At 67.7% G+C, this 18,440-nt stretch carries 15 protein-coding genes; 6 read left to right on the top strand and 9 right to left on the bottom strand.

What is annotated here, in order from left to right; all coding sequences use genetic code 11:
• Positions 1 to 26: 26 nt before the first annotated feature.
• The 6 genes from GOPIP_RS09800 to GOPIP_RS09775 all read right to left on the bottom strand — a co-directional run bounded on the left by GOPIP_RS09800 (position 27) and on the right by GOPIP_RS09775 (position 6,792).
• The gene (locus tag GOPIP_RS09800) at positions 27 to 2,627 is read right to left on the bottom strand and encodes a helix-turn-helix transcriptional regulator (protein ID WP_006369493.1); all 2,601 of its coding nucleotides are present in this window, start codon (positions 2,625 to 2,627) and stop codon (positions 27 to 29) included.
• A gap of 65 nt (positions 2,628 to 2,692) precedes the next feature.
• A complete protein-coding gene (locus GOPIP_RS09795; RefSeq protein WP_006369492.1) occupies positions 2,693 to 3,472 on the bottom strand; it encodes a DUF2705 family protein in 780 nt (259 codons plus the stop codon).
• The gene (locus GOPIP_RS09790) at positions 3,469 to 4,602 is read right to left on the bottom strand and encodes an ABC transporter ATP-binding protein (RefSeq protein WP_035727577.1); all 1,134 of its coding nucleotides are present in this window, start codon (positions 4,600 to 4,602) and stop codon (positions 3,469 to 3,471) included. Before GOPIP_RS09790 ends, GOPIP_RS09795 begins: the two co-directional genes overlap by 4 nt.
• Positions 4,603 to 4,695: 93 nt before the next feature.
• On the bottom strand, positions 4,696 to 5,475 hold the full coding sequence (locus GOPIP_RS09785) for a thiazole synthase (RefSeq protein WP_006369490.1): 780 nt from the start codon (positions 5,473 to 5,475) through the stop codon (positions 4,696 to 4,698).
• A 10-nt stretch (positions 5,476 to 5,485) separates the two neighbouring features.
• Entirely contained in the window at positions 5,486 to 5,683 is a 198-nt protein-coding gene (gene thiS, locus GOPIP_RS09780; protein ID WP_006369489.1) for a sulfur carrier protein ThiS, read from the bottom strand.
• Positions 5,680 to 6,792 (bottom strand): FAD-dependent oxidoreductase, encoded by a 1,113-nt coding sequence (locus GOPIP_RS09775; protein WP_006369488.1) that lies wholly within the window; start codon positions 6,790 to 6,792, stop codon positions 5,680 to 5,682. Before GOPIP_RS09775 ends, thiS begins: the two co-directional genes overlap by 4 nt.
• Positions 6,793 to 6,969: 177 nt before the next feature.
• Between GOPIP_RS09775 and thiE the strand changes: the two genes are divergently transcribed.
• Both thiE and GOPIP_RS09765 read left to right on the top strand, forming a co-directional pair.
• Positions 6,970 to 7,671 carry a thiamine phosphate synthase gene (gene thiE, locus GOPIP_RS09770; RefSeq protein WP_006369487.1) on the top strand — a complete coding sequence of 234 codons (702 nt, stop codon included), beginning with the start codon at positions 6,970 to 6,972 and terminating at the stop codon, positions 7,669 to 7,671.
• Positions 7,672 to 8,000: 329 nt separating this feature from the next.
• On the top strand, positions 8,001 to 8,369 hold the full coding sequence (locus tag GOPIP_RS09765; protein WP_006369486.1) for a hypothetical protein: 369 nt from the start codon (positions 8,001 to 8,003) through the stop codon (positions 8,367 to 8,369).
• A 15-nt stretch (positions 8,370 to 8,384) separates the two neighbouring features.
• Here the strand turns inward: GOPIP_RS09765 and GOPIP_RS09760 are convergent, their stop codons facing one another.
• A complete protein-coding gene (locus GOPIP_RS09760) occupies positions 8,385 to 8,867 on the bottom strand; it encodes an NUDIX hydrolase (protein WP_014358686.1) in 483 nt (160 codons plus the stop codon).
• A 262-nt stretch (positions 8,868 to 9,129) separates the two neighbouring features.
• Here GOPIP_RS09760 and GOPIP_RS09755 point away from each other — a divergent pair, with 262 nt between their 5' ends.
• From GOPIP_RS09755 to GOPIP_RS09740, 4 genes are all read left to right on the top strand, one after another.
• Positions 9,130 to 10,575 (top strand): GlnX family signal transduction membrane protein, encoded by a 1,446-nt coding sequence (locus GOPIP_RS09755; protein ID WP_006369484.1) that lies wholly within the window; start codon positions 9,130 to 9,132, stop codon positions 10,573 to 10,575.
• Complete coding sequence (locus GOPIP_RS09750; RefSeq protein WP_006369483.1) at positions 10,572 to 11,570, top strand: glutamate ABC transporter substrate-binding protein; 999 nt, start codon at positions 10,572 to 10,574, stop codon at positions 11,568 to 11,570. The genes GOPIP_RS09755 and GOPIP_RS09750 overlap by 4 nt, the downstream gene beginning before the upstream one ends.
• 6 nt (positions 11,571 to 11,576) lie before the next feature.
• Positions 11,577 to 14,084, top strand: a complete 2,508-nt coding sequence (locus GOPIP_RS09745; protein WP_006369482.1) for a tetratricopeptide repeat protein — start codon at positions 11,577 to 11,579, stop codon at positions 14,082 to 14,084.
• A gap of 428 nt (positions 14,085 to 14,512) precedes the next feature.
• Positions 14,513 to 15,802, top strand: coding sequence for an HNH endonuclease signature motif containing protein (locus tag GOPIP_RS09740; protein WP_006369481.1), 1,290 nt, complete (start codon positions 14,513 to 14,515; stop codon positions 15,800 to 15,802).
• Between the two features lie 509 nt (positions 15,803 to 16,311).
• On the opposite strand, the gene GOPIP_RS09735 is transcribed toward GOPIP_RS09740, so the two are convergent.
• Together GOPIP_RS09735 and GOPIP_RS09730 are read right to left on the bottom strand one after the other, a co-directional pair.
• A complete protein-coding gene (locus tag GOPIP_RS09735) occupies positions 16,312 to 17,808 on the bottom strand; it encodes a flavin-containing monooxygenase (protein ID WP_006369480.1) in 1,497 nt (498 codons plus the stop codon).
• Complete coding sequence (locus GOPIP_RS09730) at positions 17,805 to 18,407, bottom strand: TetR/AcrR family transcriptional regulator (RefSeq protein ID WP_006369479.1); 603 nt, start codon at positions 18,405 to 18,407, stop codon at positions 17,805 to 17,807. Before GOPIP_RS09730 ends, GOPIP_RS09735 begins: the two co-directional genes overlap by 4 nt.
• Positions 18,408 to 18,440: the final 33 nt, after the last annotated feature.

Raw genomic sequence — 18,440 nt, 5'->3', positions numbered from 1 at the left:
AGCAACGTCCGGTACACCCCCGATGGTCAGCGTTCGCGCAGGATGAGATCGGCGATGCCGTCGCGATCGGTGACGTCGAGTTTGGTGCAGGCTCGGTAGATGTGACCCTCGACGGTGCGTACCGAGACGGTCAGCCGTGCGGCGATCTGCTTGTTGGAGAGGCCGGAGGCGACGAGGTTGGCGATCTCACGTTCGCGGGTGGTCAGCGGCAACGGCTGGGCGGCCTCGACGAGCGCCGGGGTGCGCAGTCCGCCGCAGGCGGCGGCCAGCCGGTTGGCCATGGACGAGGATGCCACCGTCGCCGACCGTCGACCCGAACGATCGTGGACGGCGCTGGCCTGTGCGGCCACATCGGCCGCCGACAGCCGACGGCCGAGTTTCTCGAGATCGGCTGCGCAGACATCGAGTTCGATGCCGTCGCCGGCAGCATACGCCGCAGCGTGGCGGGCGTAGAGGCCCGCGAGCGGGCCGTCGATCTGCTCGGCCAGTTCGGCCAGGCGGGGGCCGGCGCTGGCATCCCCGAAACGCACCGCGGTGTGCAGCGCCTCCGCCTCCACGGCGAGCTGCCCGGTCTTGGCCGCCAATTCTGCTGCCGCCCAGGCACGTTCGATGCCGATGGACACGGTGCCGGCGGCCGCGGCCTGCCACGCCTCGGCGATCCACAGCATCGGCCGGAACACCGCGACGTGCAACCCGTCCCGAGCGCGTGCCCGACCCAGCACCTCCTCGGCGCGGGTCGCCTCGCCCAACGCACTGAGCGCCTGGGCGAGAAAGACATACGCGGGGAAGTTCCACGACGCCGAATACTCGTCGCCGTCGAGGGTCGCCAGGGTCTGCTCGATACGCCGCACCACCGACGCACAGTCACCGCGCGCCAACTCGACCGCCGACACCAGGATTCCCGACATCGCCCAGCTCAAATACTGTGCGGTGTTGGCGAATGCGACGTAGCGCTGCACCGCGTCGCCGGCCGCGTCGAGTCGCCCGGACAGGATCAGCCCGAGGATCTCACCGATGCCTGCGGGATACCGGAGCAGCCCGTCGGTGTAGCGTTCGGCCTCACGTGCGCGACGGGCCAGCGGATCGAGTTCATCACCGCGACCGGACAATGCCCGCGACAACATCCCGCCGAAGACTCCCCACTCGACCGCCCACGGCAGGGCGTCCGGGGACTCCAGCGCAACGTCGGACAGTGCGATCGCGTCGGCGATCCGGTTCTCGAACAGCGCGCACGCCGACGCGATGCCGTCGACGATGCGCAGCAGATTCTCGTCGTCGACCTCGGCACGCACCTTCTCGAGGATCTCCTCGGCACGCTCGGCCTGATTCATCACCCAGAACATGTTGCCGACGCGCTGCAGCCCGATCCGCAGTCGCAGCGGCGCGTCGAGTCCGGTGGTGTCGATGTGGGCGAGAATGTCCTCGGCCTCGTGCGGATGGCCCTGCCACATGAGTGCCCGGGAGAGCAATTCGGCCTCGGCCGGGCCGCCGCCCTCCTCGATCGCCGCGCGCGCGAAACGTTCTCCCATCGGTGTCTGCGCGAGGTTGAGCGCGTCGTCGGCGGCCGCCGACAACAGGCCCAGATCAACCGCCGAGGTGTCGCTCTCCAGTGCCAGTTCGGCCAGCCGGATGCGGTCCAACGGGGTCGCGAGCGGACGTTCACGCAACGCCCGCACCAGATTCCCGCGCAACCGCCGCGACGACGCGAAACCGAGCCTGCGCCGGATCACCTCGCCGAACAGTGGGTGGTGGAAGCCGACATTGAGTTCGCGGCCCTCCCGCTCGATGCGCACGAGCCCGTCGATCTCGGCCTGCTCGACCGCCTCCTCGCCGGCGACCTCGGCCAGCACGTCGAGGTTCAACGGTTCGCACAGGCTGAGATACTTCAGCGCGGTCAGCACCGCCTCGTCGAGCTGTTCGATGCGCCCGTCGAGCAGTGAGGCGAGTTCGGAGGTGATCGCGGCGCGCCCGCGCAACTGCCACACGCCGTTGACCTGACGCAGGGTGTTCGCCTGGCGCGCGCCGTCGACGAGATGCCGCAGGAACAGCGCGTTGCCTCCCGACGCCGCCCACATACGATCGGCCGAGTGCTCCTCGAGCTGGCCACCGAGAACCGACTCCACCAACTCCACGCTCTGCTCTTTGGTGAACGGCGACAAGGTGATCCGCAGGAGGTGGTTGTCCTTCCACAGCGACGTCACCGCGTCCGGGACGGACTCGCCGCTGCGAACGGTCGCCACGATGTGCACGGCGCGGTCGATGGCGAGCTGATGGAGCAGCGTGGCCGAGAGCTCGTCGAGCAGATGCGCGTCGTCGACGCCGATGACCGCATTACCGCCGGCGAGCAACGACTCACGGGCCGCCGCGAGATAGGTGACCGGATCGCTCGACGTCGCCGGGCCGACGAGGTGGGCGAAGACACCGAGCGGGATCGAGCGGGCCGATTCGGTCCCGGCAACCCATCGCACACCCGCACCGATCCCGGCCGTGACGTGCCGCGCGAGCGTTGTCTTGCCGACGCCGGAATCACCGGTCAACACCACACCGCAGACCGCGGTCTCGTCCCGCAGGGCGGCGGAGATGGCTCGGTATTCTTTCTCGCGTTGGACCAGAGGCCAGTTCGCCATGTGGGTATTTTAGTCCTTTTATCAGCTAAAACGCAGCTCTGGTTCAGCTGTTCGACGGGGGCGGCTCACGCGTCGCGCTGGTTCGCCAACCACACCCCGGCAACGAAGACCACAACCGCCCACACCGCGAAGTACACCAGCGAGACCCCGGAATTCCAGTGATAGTCATCGCCTGCGGTGGCCCCGGAGAGGAAGCGGGACCCGTTGGCGAACGGCAGGAACGGCCCGATCCAGTCCTTCACCTTGGGCACCGCGCCGAGGATGGTCTCCACGACGAGCATCCACACCAGCACGATCGAGATCGCGCCGGCCGTCTGCCGCACCAGCGCGCCGACCCCCATCGACAGCAGCACACACAGCGCCGCGTAGACGGGGACGCCCCAGATCTGCCGGACGACGGTGGCGTCGCCGAAGCCGAAGCCACCGATGCCCGCGACCAGGATGCCCACACAGATGACGGTGAGGACCAGCATCGTGACGAAGGTCAACGACACGTACACCGTGGCCTTCGCCAGCAACGCCGAGGTCCGCTTGGGCACCGCGAGAAATGTCGCGCGGATTGTCGAGAACCGATATTCGCTGGTGATCCCGAGGACGGCCATGATCATCAGGACGATGACGGCGAACTGGTTGAGCCCGAGAAGGGCGACGGTCAGCGCGGAGCCGTCGACACCGGCCGAGGTCGATGTGGCGGCGCCGGGCCCGGCGGTCTCGTTGACATTGCTGGCCAGACCCGCGAACAGTCCGGTGACGCCGAGGCTGAGGATCACCACAAGGCCCATGCACCAGTAGGGCGAGCGGATGGAGGTGAGCTTGATCTGCTCGGCGCGCAACAACTCGATCATCGGTGTCCCCCGTTCTGAGGACCGTGCTGCTGGTGACCACCAGGCGGTAGGTACTGCCCGGGTGGGTACTGGTCGGGTGGGTACTGGTCGGGTGGGTACTGGCCGGGCGGGAATTGTGCGGGTGGCCCCCACTGGCCCGGCTGACCCGGCGCCTGGCCGGGGCCCGGACCGAAACCCGGCGCAGGTGCAGGCGGCGGCACGGCGGCGCCCGGATGCTCGTTACCGCCGTGGTACTCCACGGCGTGGGCGGTCATCGCCATGAACGCCTCCTCCAGCGAGGCGGTCTGCGCGACGAGTTCGTGCACGGTGACGCCCGCGGCCGCGGCGACGTCGCCGACCTGGTCGGTGGTGATGTCGTCGAGGGCGAGCACCGGCCGCCCCTGCGGGTCCTGCTCGGGGCGCGGCGACAGTCCGGCCGAGACCAATGCGGAGTGAAGCTGTTCGGGTTGCGGGGTACGGACGCGCACGACCGTGCGCGCCGACGCGGTGAAATCCGACACCGAGCTGTCGGCGATCAATCTCCCCTGACCGATCACCACCAACCGCTCGGCGGTCAGTGCCATCTCGGTGAGCAGGTGACTCGACACGAGGACCGTACGACCCTCGGCGGCCAGGGATTTCATGAAGTTGCGAATCCAGACGATGCCCTCCGGGTCGAGCCCGTTGACCGGCTCGTCGAACAGCAGGGTGTGCGGATCACCGAGCAGCGCGCCGGCCAGCCCGAGCCGCTGCGACATACCCAACGAGAAGCCACCGGCGCGTTTGCGGGCCACCTGTGTCAGGCCGACGGTCTCGAGCACCTCGTCGGCCCGCGTTGCGGGGATCCCGTTGCTCGCGGCCAGCCACCGCAGGTGCGAGCGCGCACTTCGGTTGGGGTGCACCCATTTCGCGTCCAACAGCGCGCCGACCTGACGCAGCGGATGGTCGAGCTCGCGGTAGGGCTTGCCGTTGATGGTGGCGCGGCCCGACGTCGGCCGGTCCAGTCCCAGCATCATCCGCATCGTGGTGGACTTCCCGGCGCCGTTCGGGCCGAGGAAGCCGGTGACGACCCCGGGGCGGACCTCGAACGACAGGTTGTCGACGGCACGGACGTTGCCGAAGTCCTTGGTGAGGTTCTCGACACTCAGCATGCCGACGACACTACACACCGTGCGTTACCACAGGCCTGCCATCGAATGACCCCGCACCGTCGGACGAGTGGCCCGTCCGACGAACGGCGCAAGTCAGAGCTCCGGTGAGGAGGCCAGCGCCCATCGCCGACGGGGAATCCGGCCCGCGGTGGCGGCCAATCGCCCGGCCGTGACCGCGTGCCGCATCGCCGCCGCCATCCGCTCGGGATCGTCGGCTCGCGTCACCGCGGACGCCAGAAGAACTGCGTCGCAACCGAGTTCCATTGCCAACGCGGCGTCACTGGCCGTACCGATGCCCGCGTCGAGGACCACCGGTACCCCGGCGGCCGACACGATCATCTCGATGTTGTGCGGATTGCGGATTCCCAGCCCGGTGCCGATGGGCGAACCCAGCGGCATCACCGCGGCGACCCCGAGATCCTCGAGTCGCGCCGCGAGCACCGGATCGTCGTTGGTGTAGGCGAGCGCCGTGAAGCCGTCGTCGACCAACTGCGCTGCGCCGTCGAGCAGTTCGACGGGGTCGGGGAGCAGCGTGCGGTCGTCGGCGACCACCTCGAGCTTCACCCATGACGTCTCCAACGCCTCTCGGGCCAGTTGCGCGGTCAGGACCGCCTCGGCCGCGGTGCGGCTGCCCGCGGTGTTCGGCAGGGGCGCGATCCCCAGGCGCCGCAACACATCCAGGACGCCGGTCGTGCTACCGGCGTCGACCCGCCGCATCGCGACGGTCGTCAGCTCGGTACCGGAGGCCACCAGTGCACGTGACAACACGTCGAGGGTGCTCGCCCCGCCCGTACCCATGATCAGTCGGGACGTGAACTCGCGGTCGGCGATCCGCAGGACATCGGTGTCCGGTGAACCGTCGGTCGGCGCCACCTTCGTGGTACTAACCACCTTGCACCGCCGTCACGACCTCCACCGTGGCACCGTCATCGAGGACCGTGTCCCATCGGCTGCGCGGGACCACCGTGCCGTCGACGGCCACCGCGATCCCCTTGTCCGGCAAACCCATCGATGTCAACAGGTCGCGCACCGAACCACCCGGACGAAGCGGGCTGTCGGCACCGTTGACCGTGATCGTCATGTCGTACTCCTCTCCTCGCGCACGCCGACGAGCGCCCCGTCGTCGGCGAGTAACTCCAGGAACACCTCGGAGGTGTACGGCGCCAACACGATTCCGTTGCGCCCATGGCCGCCGGCGACGACGGTCCGCTCGTCGAGCCGCTCGATGATCGGCAATCCGTCGGGTGAACACGGCCGAAATCCCGCTGTCGCCTCGACGAGCGCATAATCGCGGGCACCGGGGAAGACCTCGATCGCGTCGGCGAGCAACTCGGCGACGCCGACGGCCTGCGGCAGCGGCTCGCCCGAGCGCCACTCCTCGATGTCACCCTCGTATTGGGTTGCGCCAACCACGATTCCGTCGTGACGGGGCACCAGATACACCATGCGCCCGTCGACCCGCGCCCGGATCACATGACGTGGAGGTGGCACCGTCATGCGGTCGGCGCGCAGCCGCAGCACCTCACCCTTGGCGAGATGGATCGGCGCTGCGGGCCACAGATCGGCCAGCCCGGCGCCCGCCGCGAGCAGGATCTGATCGGCGTCGTCGAGGTCGGCGAGATCGGTCACCCGGCCCGTGCCGATGCGGCCACCGGCGGCGACCAACGCGGACTCGAGGGCGGCGAGGAGTCGCCGATTGTCCACGGCCCCTTCGCCTGTCGCGAGATAGCCGCCGCGCACCCGCGCGCCGATCGCCCGTTCCCGTGCCCGGACCCCGGCGGCGTCGATGCGGCTGAGCCGATCCACGGCGTGCGGGCGGGTCGACCACACGAAGTTGGCGAGTTGGGTCAGGTAGGCCGCGTCGGCGGTGGTCGTCGCGACGAACAGCGAGTCGGCGGCGGTGGCGATCCGCGGGTCGCCGAGTCGCTCGATGAACGCCGGCCATCGGCGGACCGACCGCTCGGAGATCGCGAGCAACGCATCCTCACCGGGGTGGCCCTCGCCGAGGGAGCCCAGCATCCCGCCGGCCACCCACGCCGCGCGCCGGTTTCGGCCGGCGTCGACGACGGTGACCTGCCAGCCCGCATCGGCGGCGGCAAGTGCGCAGGTCAACCCGATGATTCCGCCGCCGACAACGGCGAGGGTGCGGCGTGCGCCGCCCGCGGTGTCCGTGCGGTCGGCGGGGGTCATGCTCGGGTGCTCATGCTCTGCAGTCCTTCCTTCGCCGGCATGATCCGGATCAGGTGTGACGGTCAGCGGGGGCGTCCCGCACTCTCAGCCCGGCGTACCCCGGACTCCCGTGTCGTGTCCTCCACCCTAACAGCGCGGCGATGGGTGCGGGTACGCCCGTGCCCTAGCCTGTGAGACATGCCCCGAGAGAACCGGATTGCGCGCGACGGCGACCCCACCGACGATCCACGGCGGGCACGTCTGCGTGCCGCGCGGCTCTACCTGTGCACCGACGCCCGACGCGAACGCGGAGATCTACTGGAGTTCGTCGACGCCGCCCTGGCCGGTGGTGTCGACCTCATCCAGTTGCGCGACAAGGGATCTCCCGGTGAGCGGGAGTTCGGGGCTCTCGAGGCCGGTGAGGAGTTGGCGATCCTGGCGGAGATGCGCGGCGTCGTCGACGCACACGGGGCGTTGCTGTCGGTCAACGATCGCGCCGACATCGCGCTGCTCGCCGGCGCCGACGTCCTGCATCTCGGTCAGGGTGATCTGCGGCCTGAGCAGGCGCGGCGGATCGTCGGCGACGACGTGATCGTCGGGGTCTCCACCCACGATCCCGACCAGGCCCACGCGGCGATCGCCGACGACGCCGTCGACTATTTCTGCGTCGGTCCGTGCTGGCCGACCCCGACCAAACCCGGGCGCGCAGCCCCCGGGCTCGGTCTGGTGCGCGAGGTCGCAGGTGTATCCAAGCCGTGGTTCGCCATCGGCGGCATCGACTCCGCGCGGCTGCCCGAGGTCCGCGACGCCGGTGCCCGTCGCGCGGTGGTGGTGCGCGCGATCACCGCCGCCGACGACCCCGCGGCCGCGGCCGCGCAGTTGCGCGCCGGTCTGGCGTAGATCACTTCGGCAGCGTCGGGCCCGCGGACACCCGGATCTCCCTTGCCCGCGGGTGTGCTGCGGCGTTAGAGTGGCCCGATCATGTGCACACGAATCGCGCTCGTAACCCGCCGCAGCGGGGTCTGATCTGACCGACCCCCCGCTGCGGGGTCGTTGCGCGTTCTCGTCGGTCATCTTCTCTTCGACCGAAACGATGATCCACGATGCACAGCCGTCACCTTTCTCCCGCACCCTGTTCCTGTACCGAGTCGCCCGGCAGCGCGAATCCGCGTTCCCGCGGCCCGCTCACGACGCGACTCCCCCGAGGTATCCGTGAGGAGGCAGACGGCATGACCTGGCAGGAATTCACCGAGATGTACGCCGATACCGGCACGATCCGGCTCGGCTCGCTCTCGATCACCCCCGCACCGGCCGACATGATCGAATGCCGCGCGACGATGGCCTACGCCGACCGCATCATGTCGATGTCGGCCACCGCGACCGGACCGGTCGGCGCGATGACCTCGATCCTGCACGACCTCGGCGCCCCGGTGTCGATCGTCTCGCTGCACCAGCGCCCGACCGATCGCGGGTTCGCGGCATTCCTGTTGTGCGAGCGCGACGACCGGCAGTGCTGGGCCTACGGCGACGGCGCGACCGGCGACGAAGCCAACGTCAACGCCCTCATCGCCGGCGCCAACCGGCTGCTACCCCGGTAGACGACCGGGCGCCGTTCAGTTCTGCGGATCGAGCGCGGCGATCCGGTCCCGCAGTCCGGGCCAGGCCTCACCGAACGCGGGATGCAGCGGCAACTCGTCGACGTCGGCCTCGTCGACCCAGCGCAGTTCCGCCGATTCGCCGTTCGCGATGGTCCGCACGGGTTCGTCGATGTCGGCGATGACGGTCGTATAAGTCCAGCCGCCCTTGGCGCGGTGGGTGACCAGCGCGGCGACCACCTCGACGTCGGCGGGGTCGAGACCTGCTTCTTCCTGCGCTTCGCGCAGCGCGGTGTCGATGGCACTCTCGTGCGAGTCGCGCGCACCACCGGGCAGTCCCCACGTGCCGCCCTGGTGCGACCACACCGCGCGATGTTGCAGCAATATCAGTGTGCGGCCGTCGGGTTGCAGGGTGCGCAGCAGTAATCCGGCCGCCCCGTTGACACCCCAATACCGTGACCCATCGGTGTCGATGACCCAGCCGTCCCCGTCTCCACGCACCGCGACTCCTGACGCCGACCGACGATCCGGGCTCTCCGGGATTCGCCGCCGACCTCCACCGTATGTGAGTGGGGCCACCAGGGCCAGGTTCGCCGAAACACCACCGCGTGGTGAGGCCGAGGTCACGTGCGCGCGGTTAGGGTGGAAACAGACCGGCACCGAAGAGGCGATAGACCCGAGGGGGCCACGTCGTCGCTTCGGACGGGGATGCCGGGGCGAGGACAACGACACGAACGACCGACGAGCCAGAAGGGATCGTGTGGTGACCGGCCAGGCATCTCCCGTGCGGACGGTGCTCACCCGTGCGGGCAAGACCATCCGGCCCAACGCGTCGTCGCCACCCATCCGTCAGGTTCTCGCCGACCGCCGCGAGCTGATGTCGCTGGGCCGCAACCGAACCCAATCACCGTTGGCCACGATGCGCCACTACGCGGGCACCACCCCCGGGAAGCTGGTGATGATCGGGGTGGTGCTCGTACTCGCCATCCTGGGCGTGGGCTGGTACGGATCGACCGTGCTGCAGGATCGCACCAACGCGCTGAAGAACATGATCGACCAGGGCGAGCCGCTCGCCGAGGCCTCACAGGTGCTCTACAGTTCGCTGTCGATCGCCGACGCCTCGGCCAACTCGGCGTTCATCTCCGGTGGCCTGGAGTCCCCCGATCTGCGTAGCCGTTATTCGAATGCGCTGGCCACCGCGTCGGCGTCATTGATGAAGGCCGCAGGCACCTCGGGGGCGCCCGGCGAGGACACCGACGACGACGATCGCGCGGTCAACGCCGACCTGCAGACCCTGGCGACGACGATCCCCGTCTACAGCGGACTCATCGAGACCGCGCGCACCAACAACCGGCTCGGCAACCCGGTGGGCAGCGCCTATCTCGGGCAGGCGTCGGCGGTGATGCACGATCAGATCCTGCCCGCGGCGCAGCGCCTCTACGAGCGCCGATCCGACGCCATCGCCGATCCCCAACGCACCCTGACCATCCCGCCCTACGGGGTGTATTTCGGGTTGCTGGTCCTCGCGCTCGCGCTGATCGGTACCTCGCGGTTCCTCACCAAACGCACCCGCCGTCGCTTCAACATCGGGGTGGTCGCCGCGTTGACCGCGATTCTCGGCGGACTGGTCTGGCTGTTGGTGTCGGGGCTGGCGTCGGTGGCCGCCACCAATTCGGCGAAGACCGACGGCGCCGACCCGCTGCGGCAACTGACCGAGGCCCGCATCCTCACCCAGCAGGCGCGTTCGGCCGAGACCTTGTCGCTGGTGCAGCGCACCGATCAGTCCGATCTCGATCAGACCTTCTCCGGCGCCACCGCCGGTATCAGCACGATCCTCGCCGACCTCGGTGGTCAGACGAGTTCTGACGCCGGCGCGTTGACCACCACCCAGGTTCGGTCCATCACGACCGCCCTCGATCAGTGGCGCGAGTCCGATCAGCAGACGCGCGCGGCCATCGAGCGCGGCGACTTCGCGCAGGCCCGAACGCTCACCATCGGCGCGGACCCGCAGAGCACCGCGAGCAGTTACGCCGCGGTCGATTCATCGCTCACCGACGCCATCACCACCACCCGGACGTCGTTCCGCGACGACATCAACACCGCTCAGCGGGTCATCGGATACACCGGGTCGGGGATTCTGGTGTTGACCGTGTTCGCCGCCGTGGCATTGGCTCTCGGCCTGGTGCCGCGGGTTCGGGAGTACCGATGAGGCGCCGGGTAGTCCACGGCCGCGGTGGCGTCGTCGCGGCCGCGCTGCTCGCGTGCGGCCTGCTCACCACCGCTTGCGTCACCTTCACCGCACCCGACTCGCCACCGCCCGCGGCGCAGGCCATCACCCCGACCCCGCCGGGCGCGGAAACCGATACGACCACCGAACCGGTCCCCGACGCCGACGCGTGCAACGCGACGGCCAGCCTGCGACCGCCCGATCCGATGCCGGAGCCCAAGCAGATGCCGCCGGGCAGCACCATGGCGGCGATCGCGGCGCGCGGGCGACTCATCGTCGGCACCGACATCGGCTCCAACCCGTTCAGCTTCCGTGACCCGATCAGCGGCGACCTGCAGGGTTTCGACGTCGACCTCGCGCGCGAGGTGTCGCAGGCGATCTTCGGCGACCCCAACCGCATCGAGTTCCGGGTGCTCAGCTCCAACGATCGCATCGACGCGCTGCGCAGCGGGTCGGTGGACATGGTGGTCAAGACCATGTCGATCACCTGTGACCGGTTGGCGTCGGTCAGCTTCTCGACCCCGTATTACATTGCCTCGCAACGCATACTGGTGCTGCGCAACTCCGGCATCACCGATGTCGACGGGCTGGCCGACAAGCGGGTGTGTTCGGCCCGCGGGGCCACCTCGATCGGACGGATGCAGGCCGAGCAGCCACGTGCCAAGATGATCACGACCGTCACCTGGGCCGACTGTCTGGTGATGTTGCAGCAAGGTCAGGTCGACGCCGTCACCACCGACGACGCGATCCTCGCCGGCCTCGCCGCACAGGATCCATGGGTGCAGATGGTGGGCCCGGGGTTCGGTTCGGAGTACTACGGCATCGGGCTCCCCCAGGGGCACGACGACATGGTGCGTTTCGTCAACGGCGTGCTCGCGCAGGCCGTGGCCGACGGTCGCTGGTACGCCATCTACAACCGGTGGCTGAGCAACATCGGCCCCGGTTACGGTCCACCACAAGCGATTTATCGGGACTGAGCGACGATGACCGAACACGACGACCGCACCGACGCCGAGGTCGGCACGCAACGGGTGGACCCGGCCGACCTCGATATCGGTACGCAGCGAGCTGATCTCGGTGACCTCGACGTGGGTACGCAGCGAGCCGATCCGACCGATCTCGATCCCGGCACCCAGCGGGCAGATCTCGCCGCGCTCGTCGACACGGGCATGACCTCGTCGGGTGGCCGCACCACCACCTCCCCGGTGACGGGCTCCACCGATCCCGTCGTGCGGTCGGGGCCGGTCATCCCCACCGAGGCGCTGGCCTCGGTGGGCCACACCCGGCGCCTGGTACCCAAACGCCGTCCGCAGGTCCATGATCGGCGGCTCGGTACCGGGCTGGTCGAACTGCCGAAGGTCGTCGACATCGAGCCCGCCGACGCCGTTCTGGACTTTCCGGTCATCCCCGAGGGCAAGCGCACCTGCTGGCGATGTGGGCGTCCGGTGGGTCGCAACGACGGCGAGGGCGCCGGAGATCTCGCCGGCACCTGCCCCCACTGTGGTGCCCGCTATTCGTTCGTACCCGGACTGGCGCCGGGGACCGTGGTCGCCGGCCAGTACGAGATCGCCGGCGCCATCGCACACGGCGGACTGGGATGGATCTATCTGGCAATCGACCGCAACGTGTCCGACCGACCCGTCGTCCTCAAAGGTCTTCTCAATTCCTCGGATTCGGAGGCGCAACAGGTCGCCTTGGCCGAGCGGCAGTTCCTGGCATCGGTGAATCATCCCGGCATCGTCAAGATCTACAACTTCGTCGAGCACGTCACCGCCGACGACGAGCGTTTCGGTTACATCGTGATGGAGTACATCGGTGGCCAGACCCTCAAGCAGATCACTTCCGCCGGAGCCGATTCCGGCGGTACGCATGGGGTGATGCCGATCGAGCAGGCGATGGCCTACATCCTCGAGGTGCTACCGGCGATCGGGTATCTGCATTCGGTGGGACTGGTGTACAACGACGTCAAACCGGAGAACGTGATGGTCTCCAGCGACGAGGTCAAGCTCATCGATCTGGGTGCGGTGTCGGCGATCAACGGATACGGGCACCTCTACGGCACACCGGGTTTCCAGGCTCCGGAGATCGTGCAGACCGGGCCGCAGGTGGTCACCGACATCTACAGCATCGGCCGCACGCTGGCGGTGCTCACCCTCGACATGCCGATGGAGAAGGGGCGATATCTCGACGGGCTGCCCGACCCGGAGACCACCCCGGTCCTCGCCGAGAATCCGTCGTATTATCTTCTGCTGCAACGTGCCACGGCCACCGATCCGGCAGAGCGATTCTCCTCGGCCGAGGAGATGACCACCCAGATGCTCAACGTGCTCCGCGAGACCGTCGCGGTACACACCGGGGTGCCGCGGCCCTCACTGTCGACTGTGTTCACCCCGCAGCGCTCCACCTTCGGCACCGATCTCATGCTGGCGCCGGTGGACGGCTTCTTCGATCCCGATCTCGCGGCGTTCTACGACCCCGTCGACATCGCCCATGCCCTGCCCGTGCCGTTGGTCAATCCCACCGACCCGGCTGCGGGACTTCTCAACTCGGCAGCGTTGTCCGATCCCCGACAGACCCTTGATTCCATCAATGCGGCACGGGCCGAGGGATTCTCGTCGCTACTGGGTCGACGATCGAACAACGCGCACCCGTCGCTGGAGATCGATCTGGCCGAGGCCCGCGCACACCTCGAACTCGACGACGTCGACACCGCACTGTCGGTGCTGCAGAACGTGACCGCGCAGCACGGTGAGTCCTGGCGAGTGGACTGGTACATGGGGATCTGCGCCCTCATGAACGACGAACCCGAGCTCGCCCACGAACGATTCACCGAGGTGCTACAGGCGATGCCAGGTGAGGTGGCCCCGAAACTCGCCGCCGCGGGAACCGCCGAGATCATCGGTCGCTGGCTGACCGACGAGAAGCATCCGAGCGAAGAGGAGCCCGAGGAGTCCCCGGATGCGCGCATCGCCGAGATGTACGACGTGGCCGACCGGCTCTATCACGACCTGTGGTTGACCGACCACAGCATCGTCACCGCCGCTTTCGGTCTCGCACGCCTGGCTGTCGCCCGAGGCGATTTCGACGCCGCCATCGAACCGCTCGACGAGGTCCCGCCGACCAGTCGGCACTACAACACCGCTCGCGCCACCGCCGTCCTCGCCCTCGTCCACGGACGCGCCCCCGAACTCGTACAGAAGCGTCAACTCGTGGAGGCGGCACGACGACTGGAGGCGATGCCGGACTCCGAGCCACGGAAATCGCGCCTGCAATTGATCGTTCTCGGTACCGCGATGGGGTGGATCATGGAGCACGAGGACGAAGCCGGTGATCCCGCCACCCTGCTCGGCGTTCCCTTCACCGAGCGCGGACTCCGTGCCGGTACCGAGCGCTCACTGCGCACCCTCGCCCGGCAGATGCGCAACAACCGCGACAACCGTTTCCTCCTCGTCGATCTCGCCAATTACGTTCGGCCCGATAGCCTTTTCTGATCTCGTCGCCCGAGAAGGTCGACTCCTTCCCTCTCGATGGTCAAGGTGCACGGCGCCCCCAAGCGCCGGGCCTCGAGACCTTCATCCCCGATGGTCGAGGTGCACGGCGCCCCAGGCGCCGGGCCTCGAGACCCTCCTCCCCGATGGTCGAGTAACCCGCCCCACCCGACCGTCGCGAATCCCTCTTCCCCGATGGTCGAGGTGCGAGCCGCGTGCGGCGAGCCTCGAGACCCGGCGAGACAACCAGCCTCCCAACCACATCGAAAGCGTGGCAAACGAAAACCGCACCCTTATCACACCCTACCGACAGAAAATTGACGGCGAAACACGTTGTCCACAAGCAGAATTGATCAAACCGCCCCTTGCGTCGAACACCCTGGCGATGTACACTGGAGCCATCACACCGATCAGCCACTGGGGAGGGGCCCATGATCGACACCACTACAGTCCTCGACGCGGAAACCGTTGACGCCGAAGCGATCTTCGCCAACATCGTCACCCAACTCAGCGACCTGCAATGGAATCCGGACATGACCGGGCCCCAGGCTTTCGGTGCGATGAAACAAGTCCTGCTGCTCCGCAATCTGGTCGATCATCACGCCACCACCCTCACCGGAGAGATGGACCGGCTGGGTGTCGCCGACCACAAGACCACCCGTTTGCGGGAGTTGTTGATCAGCATGGGTTTCGCACCGGCCGTCGCAGGTCGGTATGTGCGGATCTCGGCCACCACCGATGTGGATCTGTTGTTGGCGCACGCGGCGGACGGGTCCATCTCGTCCGAACATGTGGATGCGATCGTGCGCGGGTTGGCGCACATCGACACGCGTTGCCCCGAACCTATGGACACCGTGCAACGCTGTGAATACCTGCGGAAACTGTTGTCGCACTACTTCGCCGGATTCACTCCCGCCGAGATCATCACCTACGCGCGACAGTTGGGGAACGAGTTGGCGGCCGAAACACCCGGTGGGTTACCGGCCGCGGAGGACAAGTCGATCAACTCCTACACCGACCGCATCACCGACGACGGCCGGTTGGAGATCTCGGCGAACCTCGACATCATCGCGGGCGAGAAAACCAGGACTTTGATGGAAACCTTGGCGGCGCCTAAGCCTCAGCCGGATGGCTCCCCGGATCCGCGGACGCCCGAACAGATCTGTGCTGCCGCGTTCGAGACGATCGTGGAGTTGGCGGCACAAGGCTTGGCCGACACCACGTTCTCGGCGAAACCCACCAACGGCCTGTTGTGGACCTGGTCAGCCGACAACCCCGCGCTCGGCGGCGACTTGCAGAACATGGGTGCCATCACCGAAGCCACCGCCAAACTGCTGTCGTGTGACACCACCATCACGAAAATCATGCTCGATTCCAACGGGGTACCGCTCAGTGTGGGCGAGGCGAAACGCTTCTTCACCCCCGGCCAACGCAAAGCGTTGCTGGTGCGGGATCGCGGGTGCATCAAATGCGGTGCACACGCCGGACGCTGCCAAGGACACCACCTCGAGCATTGGGCCGATGGTGGGCCCACCGACCTCGACAACGGTTGTCTACTCTGCAGCAGTTGTCATGATGATGTGCACCACCACGGATGGGACATCATCATGGGATTCGACCGACACCCCTGGTTGATCCCACCCGCCAGCATCGATCCGAAACGACGACCCGTGCCGTCGTATCACCGACGGACCATGCGGCTCGACGACACCGCAGCCTGACCTACGCTGCCCCACAACCTGATTCCCCGCACCCGGCCCGGCCGGGACCGCATCTGTTGTTTGAGAACTCCATAGAGAAGTCCCTTCCCGATGGTCGAGGTGTTGTGCCGACTGTGGCCCGGAGTCCTTTCGGCACAAGGGGTCTCGAGGCTCGTCGCTGGCGCTCCTCGGCACCTCGACCATCGGGGCAGGACGGCCATCGGCAGGAAGGGCGGAGCATCACAGATCGATGGTCGAGGTGTGAGCCGCGTGCGGCGAGCCTCGAGACCGACTGCTACGGTGCTGGAATCGGACCACGACGGCCCGGATGCCCTTCGGCGCAACGGGTCTCGAGGCTCGTCGCTGGCGCTCCTCGGCACCTCGACCACCGGATGGGAAGGGCTGGAGCATTCCCGCGCGGGGAGGAACGGCCACCAGGGTGAACGGTTCTCCCCGATGGTCGAGGTGCGAGCCGCGTGCGGCGAGCCTCGAGACCGGCTGCTACGGTGCTGGAATCGGGCCACAGGACGTCAGGAGCGAACCACAGGTTCGCGGACCGGGGCAGGCACCCCGATGATGTGATCGGCCGGATCGAAGTGCGACATCATGCGGCGGTAGGTGCCGGTATAGGTCGGCCACATCACCGAGTTGCGGCCGGTCGAGTCGATATACCAGCTGCCACAACCACCGGAATTCCAGACGGTGCCACTCAGCTGGGCGTCGATATCGGCGACGTAGGTGTCACATGCCGATTCGGTGACCTCGACGGTCGGGGCGTCGACGGCTTTCAGGTGCGCCAGGGCTTGCCCGATGTAGTAGGCCTGGGCCTCGAGCATCAGGATGATCGACGAGTGACCGAGGTTGGTGTTGGGTCCGTACAGCAGAAAGAGATTCGGGAAATCGGGGACCTCGACGCCGCGGTAGGCACTCGGCGAACCGTGCCACACCTCGTCGAGTCGTCGACCATCGCGCCCGACGATGACCTTGGCCAACGGCGGACTCGTCGGGGTGAAACCCGTTGCGAAGATCACCGTGTCGACGTCGAATTCGGTACCGTCGGCGCTCACCGCACCGGTCGGCGTCAGCGAGGAGAGAGCACCGGTCACCCTGGTGCGCGGATGTGCCAGCGCCGGATACCACTTGTTGCTGATCAGGATTCGCTTGCAACCGATGCTGAAGTCCGGCGTGAGTCGCCGGCGCAACCCCGGATCGGTGACCTGCCGACGCAGGTGCGCGAGCGAGATCGCGCGAAACGCGCGGAGGACTCGTTGGTGGTGCGCCATCGCGAACACATGGAACTCGTGGGTGAGCCACGTGAACTTCCGGGCGGCCCGGTGCGCGTTCGGGAATCGTTGATAGACAGCTCGTTCCATCGGTCCGATGGTGCGGTCCAGACGCGGGATGACCCACGAGGGCGTGCGCTGGAACACCACGAGTTCGGCTACCTTGTCGACGATCTCGGGGACCACCTGGATCGCCGACGCCCCGCTACCGATCACCGCAACCCGCCTACCCGTCAGGTCGTGTGCGTGATTCCATGCAGCCGTGTGGAAGACGGTGCCTTCGTAGGCGTCGAGCCCCTGGACCGCAGGTATCGTCGGCGCCGACAACGCACCGGGTGCCGCGATGACAAAGCGGGAACGTATCGGACCCTCGGAGGTCTCGACGCACCAACGCTGCTCGTCGGAGTCCCATGTGGCAGAGAGCACTTCGCATCCGTACCGGATCTGATCAACGAACTCGGCGGCGACGGACTCGGCGTAGTTCTTGATCTCCCATCCACGTCCGTAGGTGTGAGACCAGTCCGGGTTGTCGGCGAACGACAACGAGTACAACGAGGTGGGCACGTCGCAGGCGGCACCCGGATAGCTGTTGTCGCGCCACACGCCACCGGGGCTCTCGGCGCGTTCGACCGCCAGCACCGCCAGATCCGGATGGTCGGTCCGCAGACGATGCAGCGCGGCAAGTCCACCGAATCCGACGCCGACGATCAGAACATCGGGTTCCGTCACAGGGTTCGTGCTCATCGGTTCAATGCCTCCATCAGCATGGTGATCATCCGACGCGCGAACTCGCGGTCGGCGTCGGGCTCGCGCAACAGACGTGAGATCGCCAGGCCGCGTGCCAGTTCGGCGGCCAGCTCGATCTGTTCGGTCGAATACCGGCCGCCGAATACCGCGACGCCGGTGGTGACGAGTTCGCCGGCGATCCGCTCCTCCACCGGGATCAGCGCTTCCCGCAGGACCGGGTCGGTGCGGGCGGCCACCCACAATTCCAATGCGGCATAGAAGAGCGGCCCGTCGAACACCTCGAGGAGCAGCGTCAGATCCGCCGCACCCCCGCCGGCGCGTTCGATGATCTCGGCCTTGCGTCGATCGACGAGATGGCCGATCGCAGCGACCACAAGGGCCTCCCGCGTGGGGAACTGATGCAGCAGCGCCCCACGCGACACCCCGGCTCGGCGGTTGACCTCCTGGGTGGTCGTCGCCCCGTATCCCCGCTCGATCAGCGAGGCGACGGTCGCGTCGAGCACCTTCTCCCGCGTCGCCGCCGACCGTTGCGCCTGCGTACGCGGCATGGTTGCGGGCGCATCGACACCTGTGAAGGCGGCTTCGGTATCAGCCATAGCGGCGATCGTAGCCGCAAAATCAAAAACAGT

It is taken from the genome of Gordonia polyisoprenivorans NBRC 16320 = JCM 10675 (assembly GCF_000241325.1).
GTDB lineage: Bacteria > Actinomycetota > Actinomycetes > Mycobacteriales > Mycobacteriaceae > Gordonia > Gordonia polyisoprenivorans.
The sequence above is the reverse complement of the archived record's forward strand: the minus strand, read 5'-3'. Positions and strand labels throughout refer to the sequence as shown.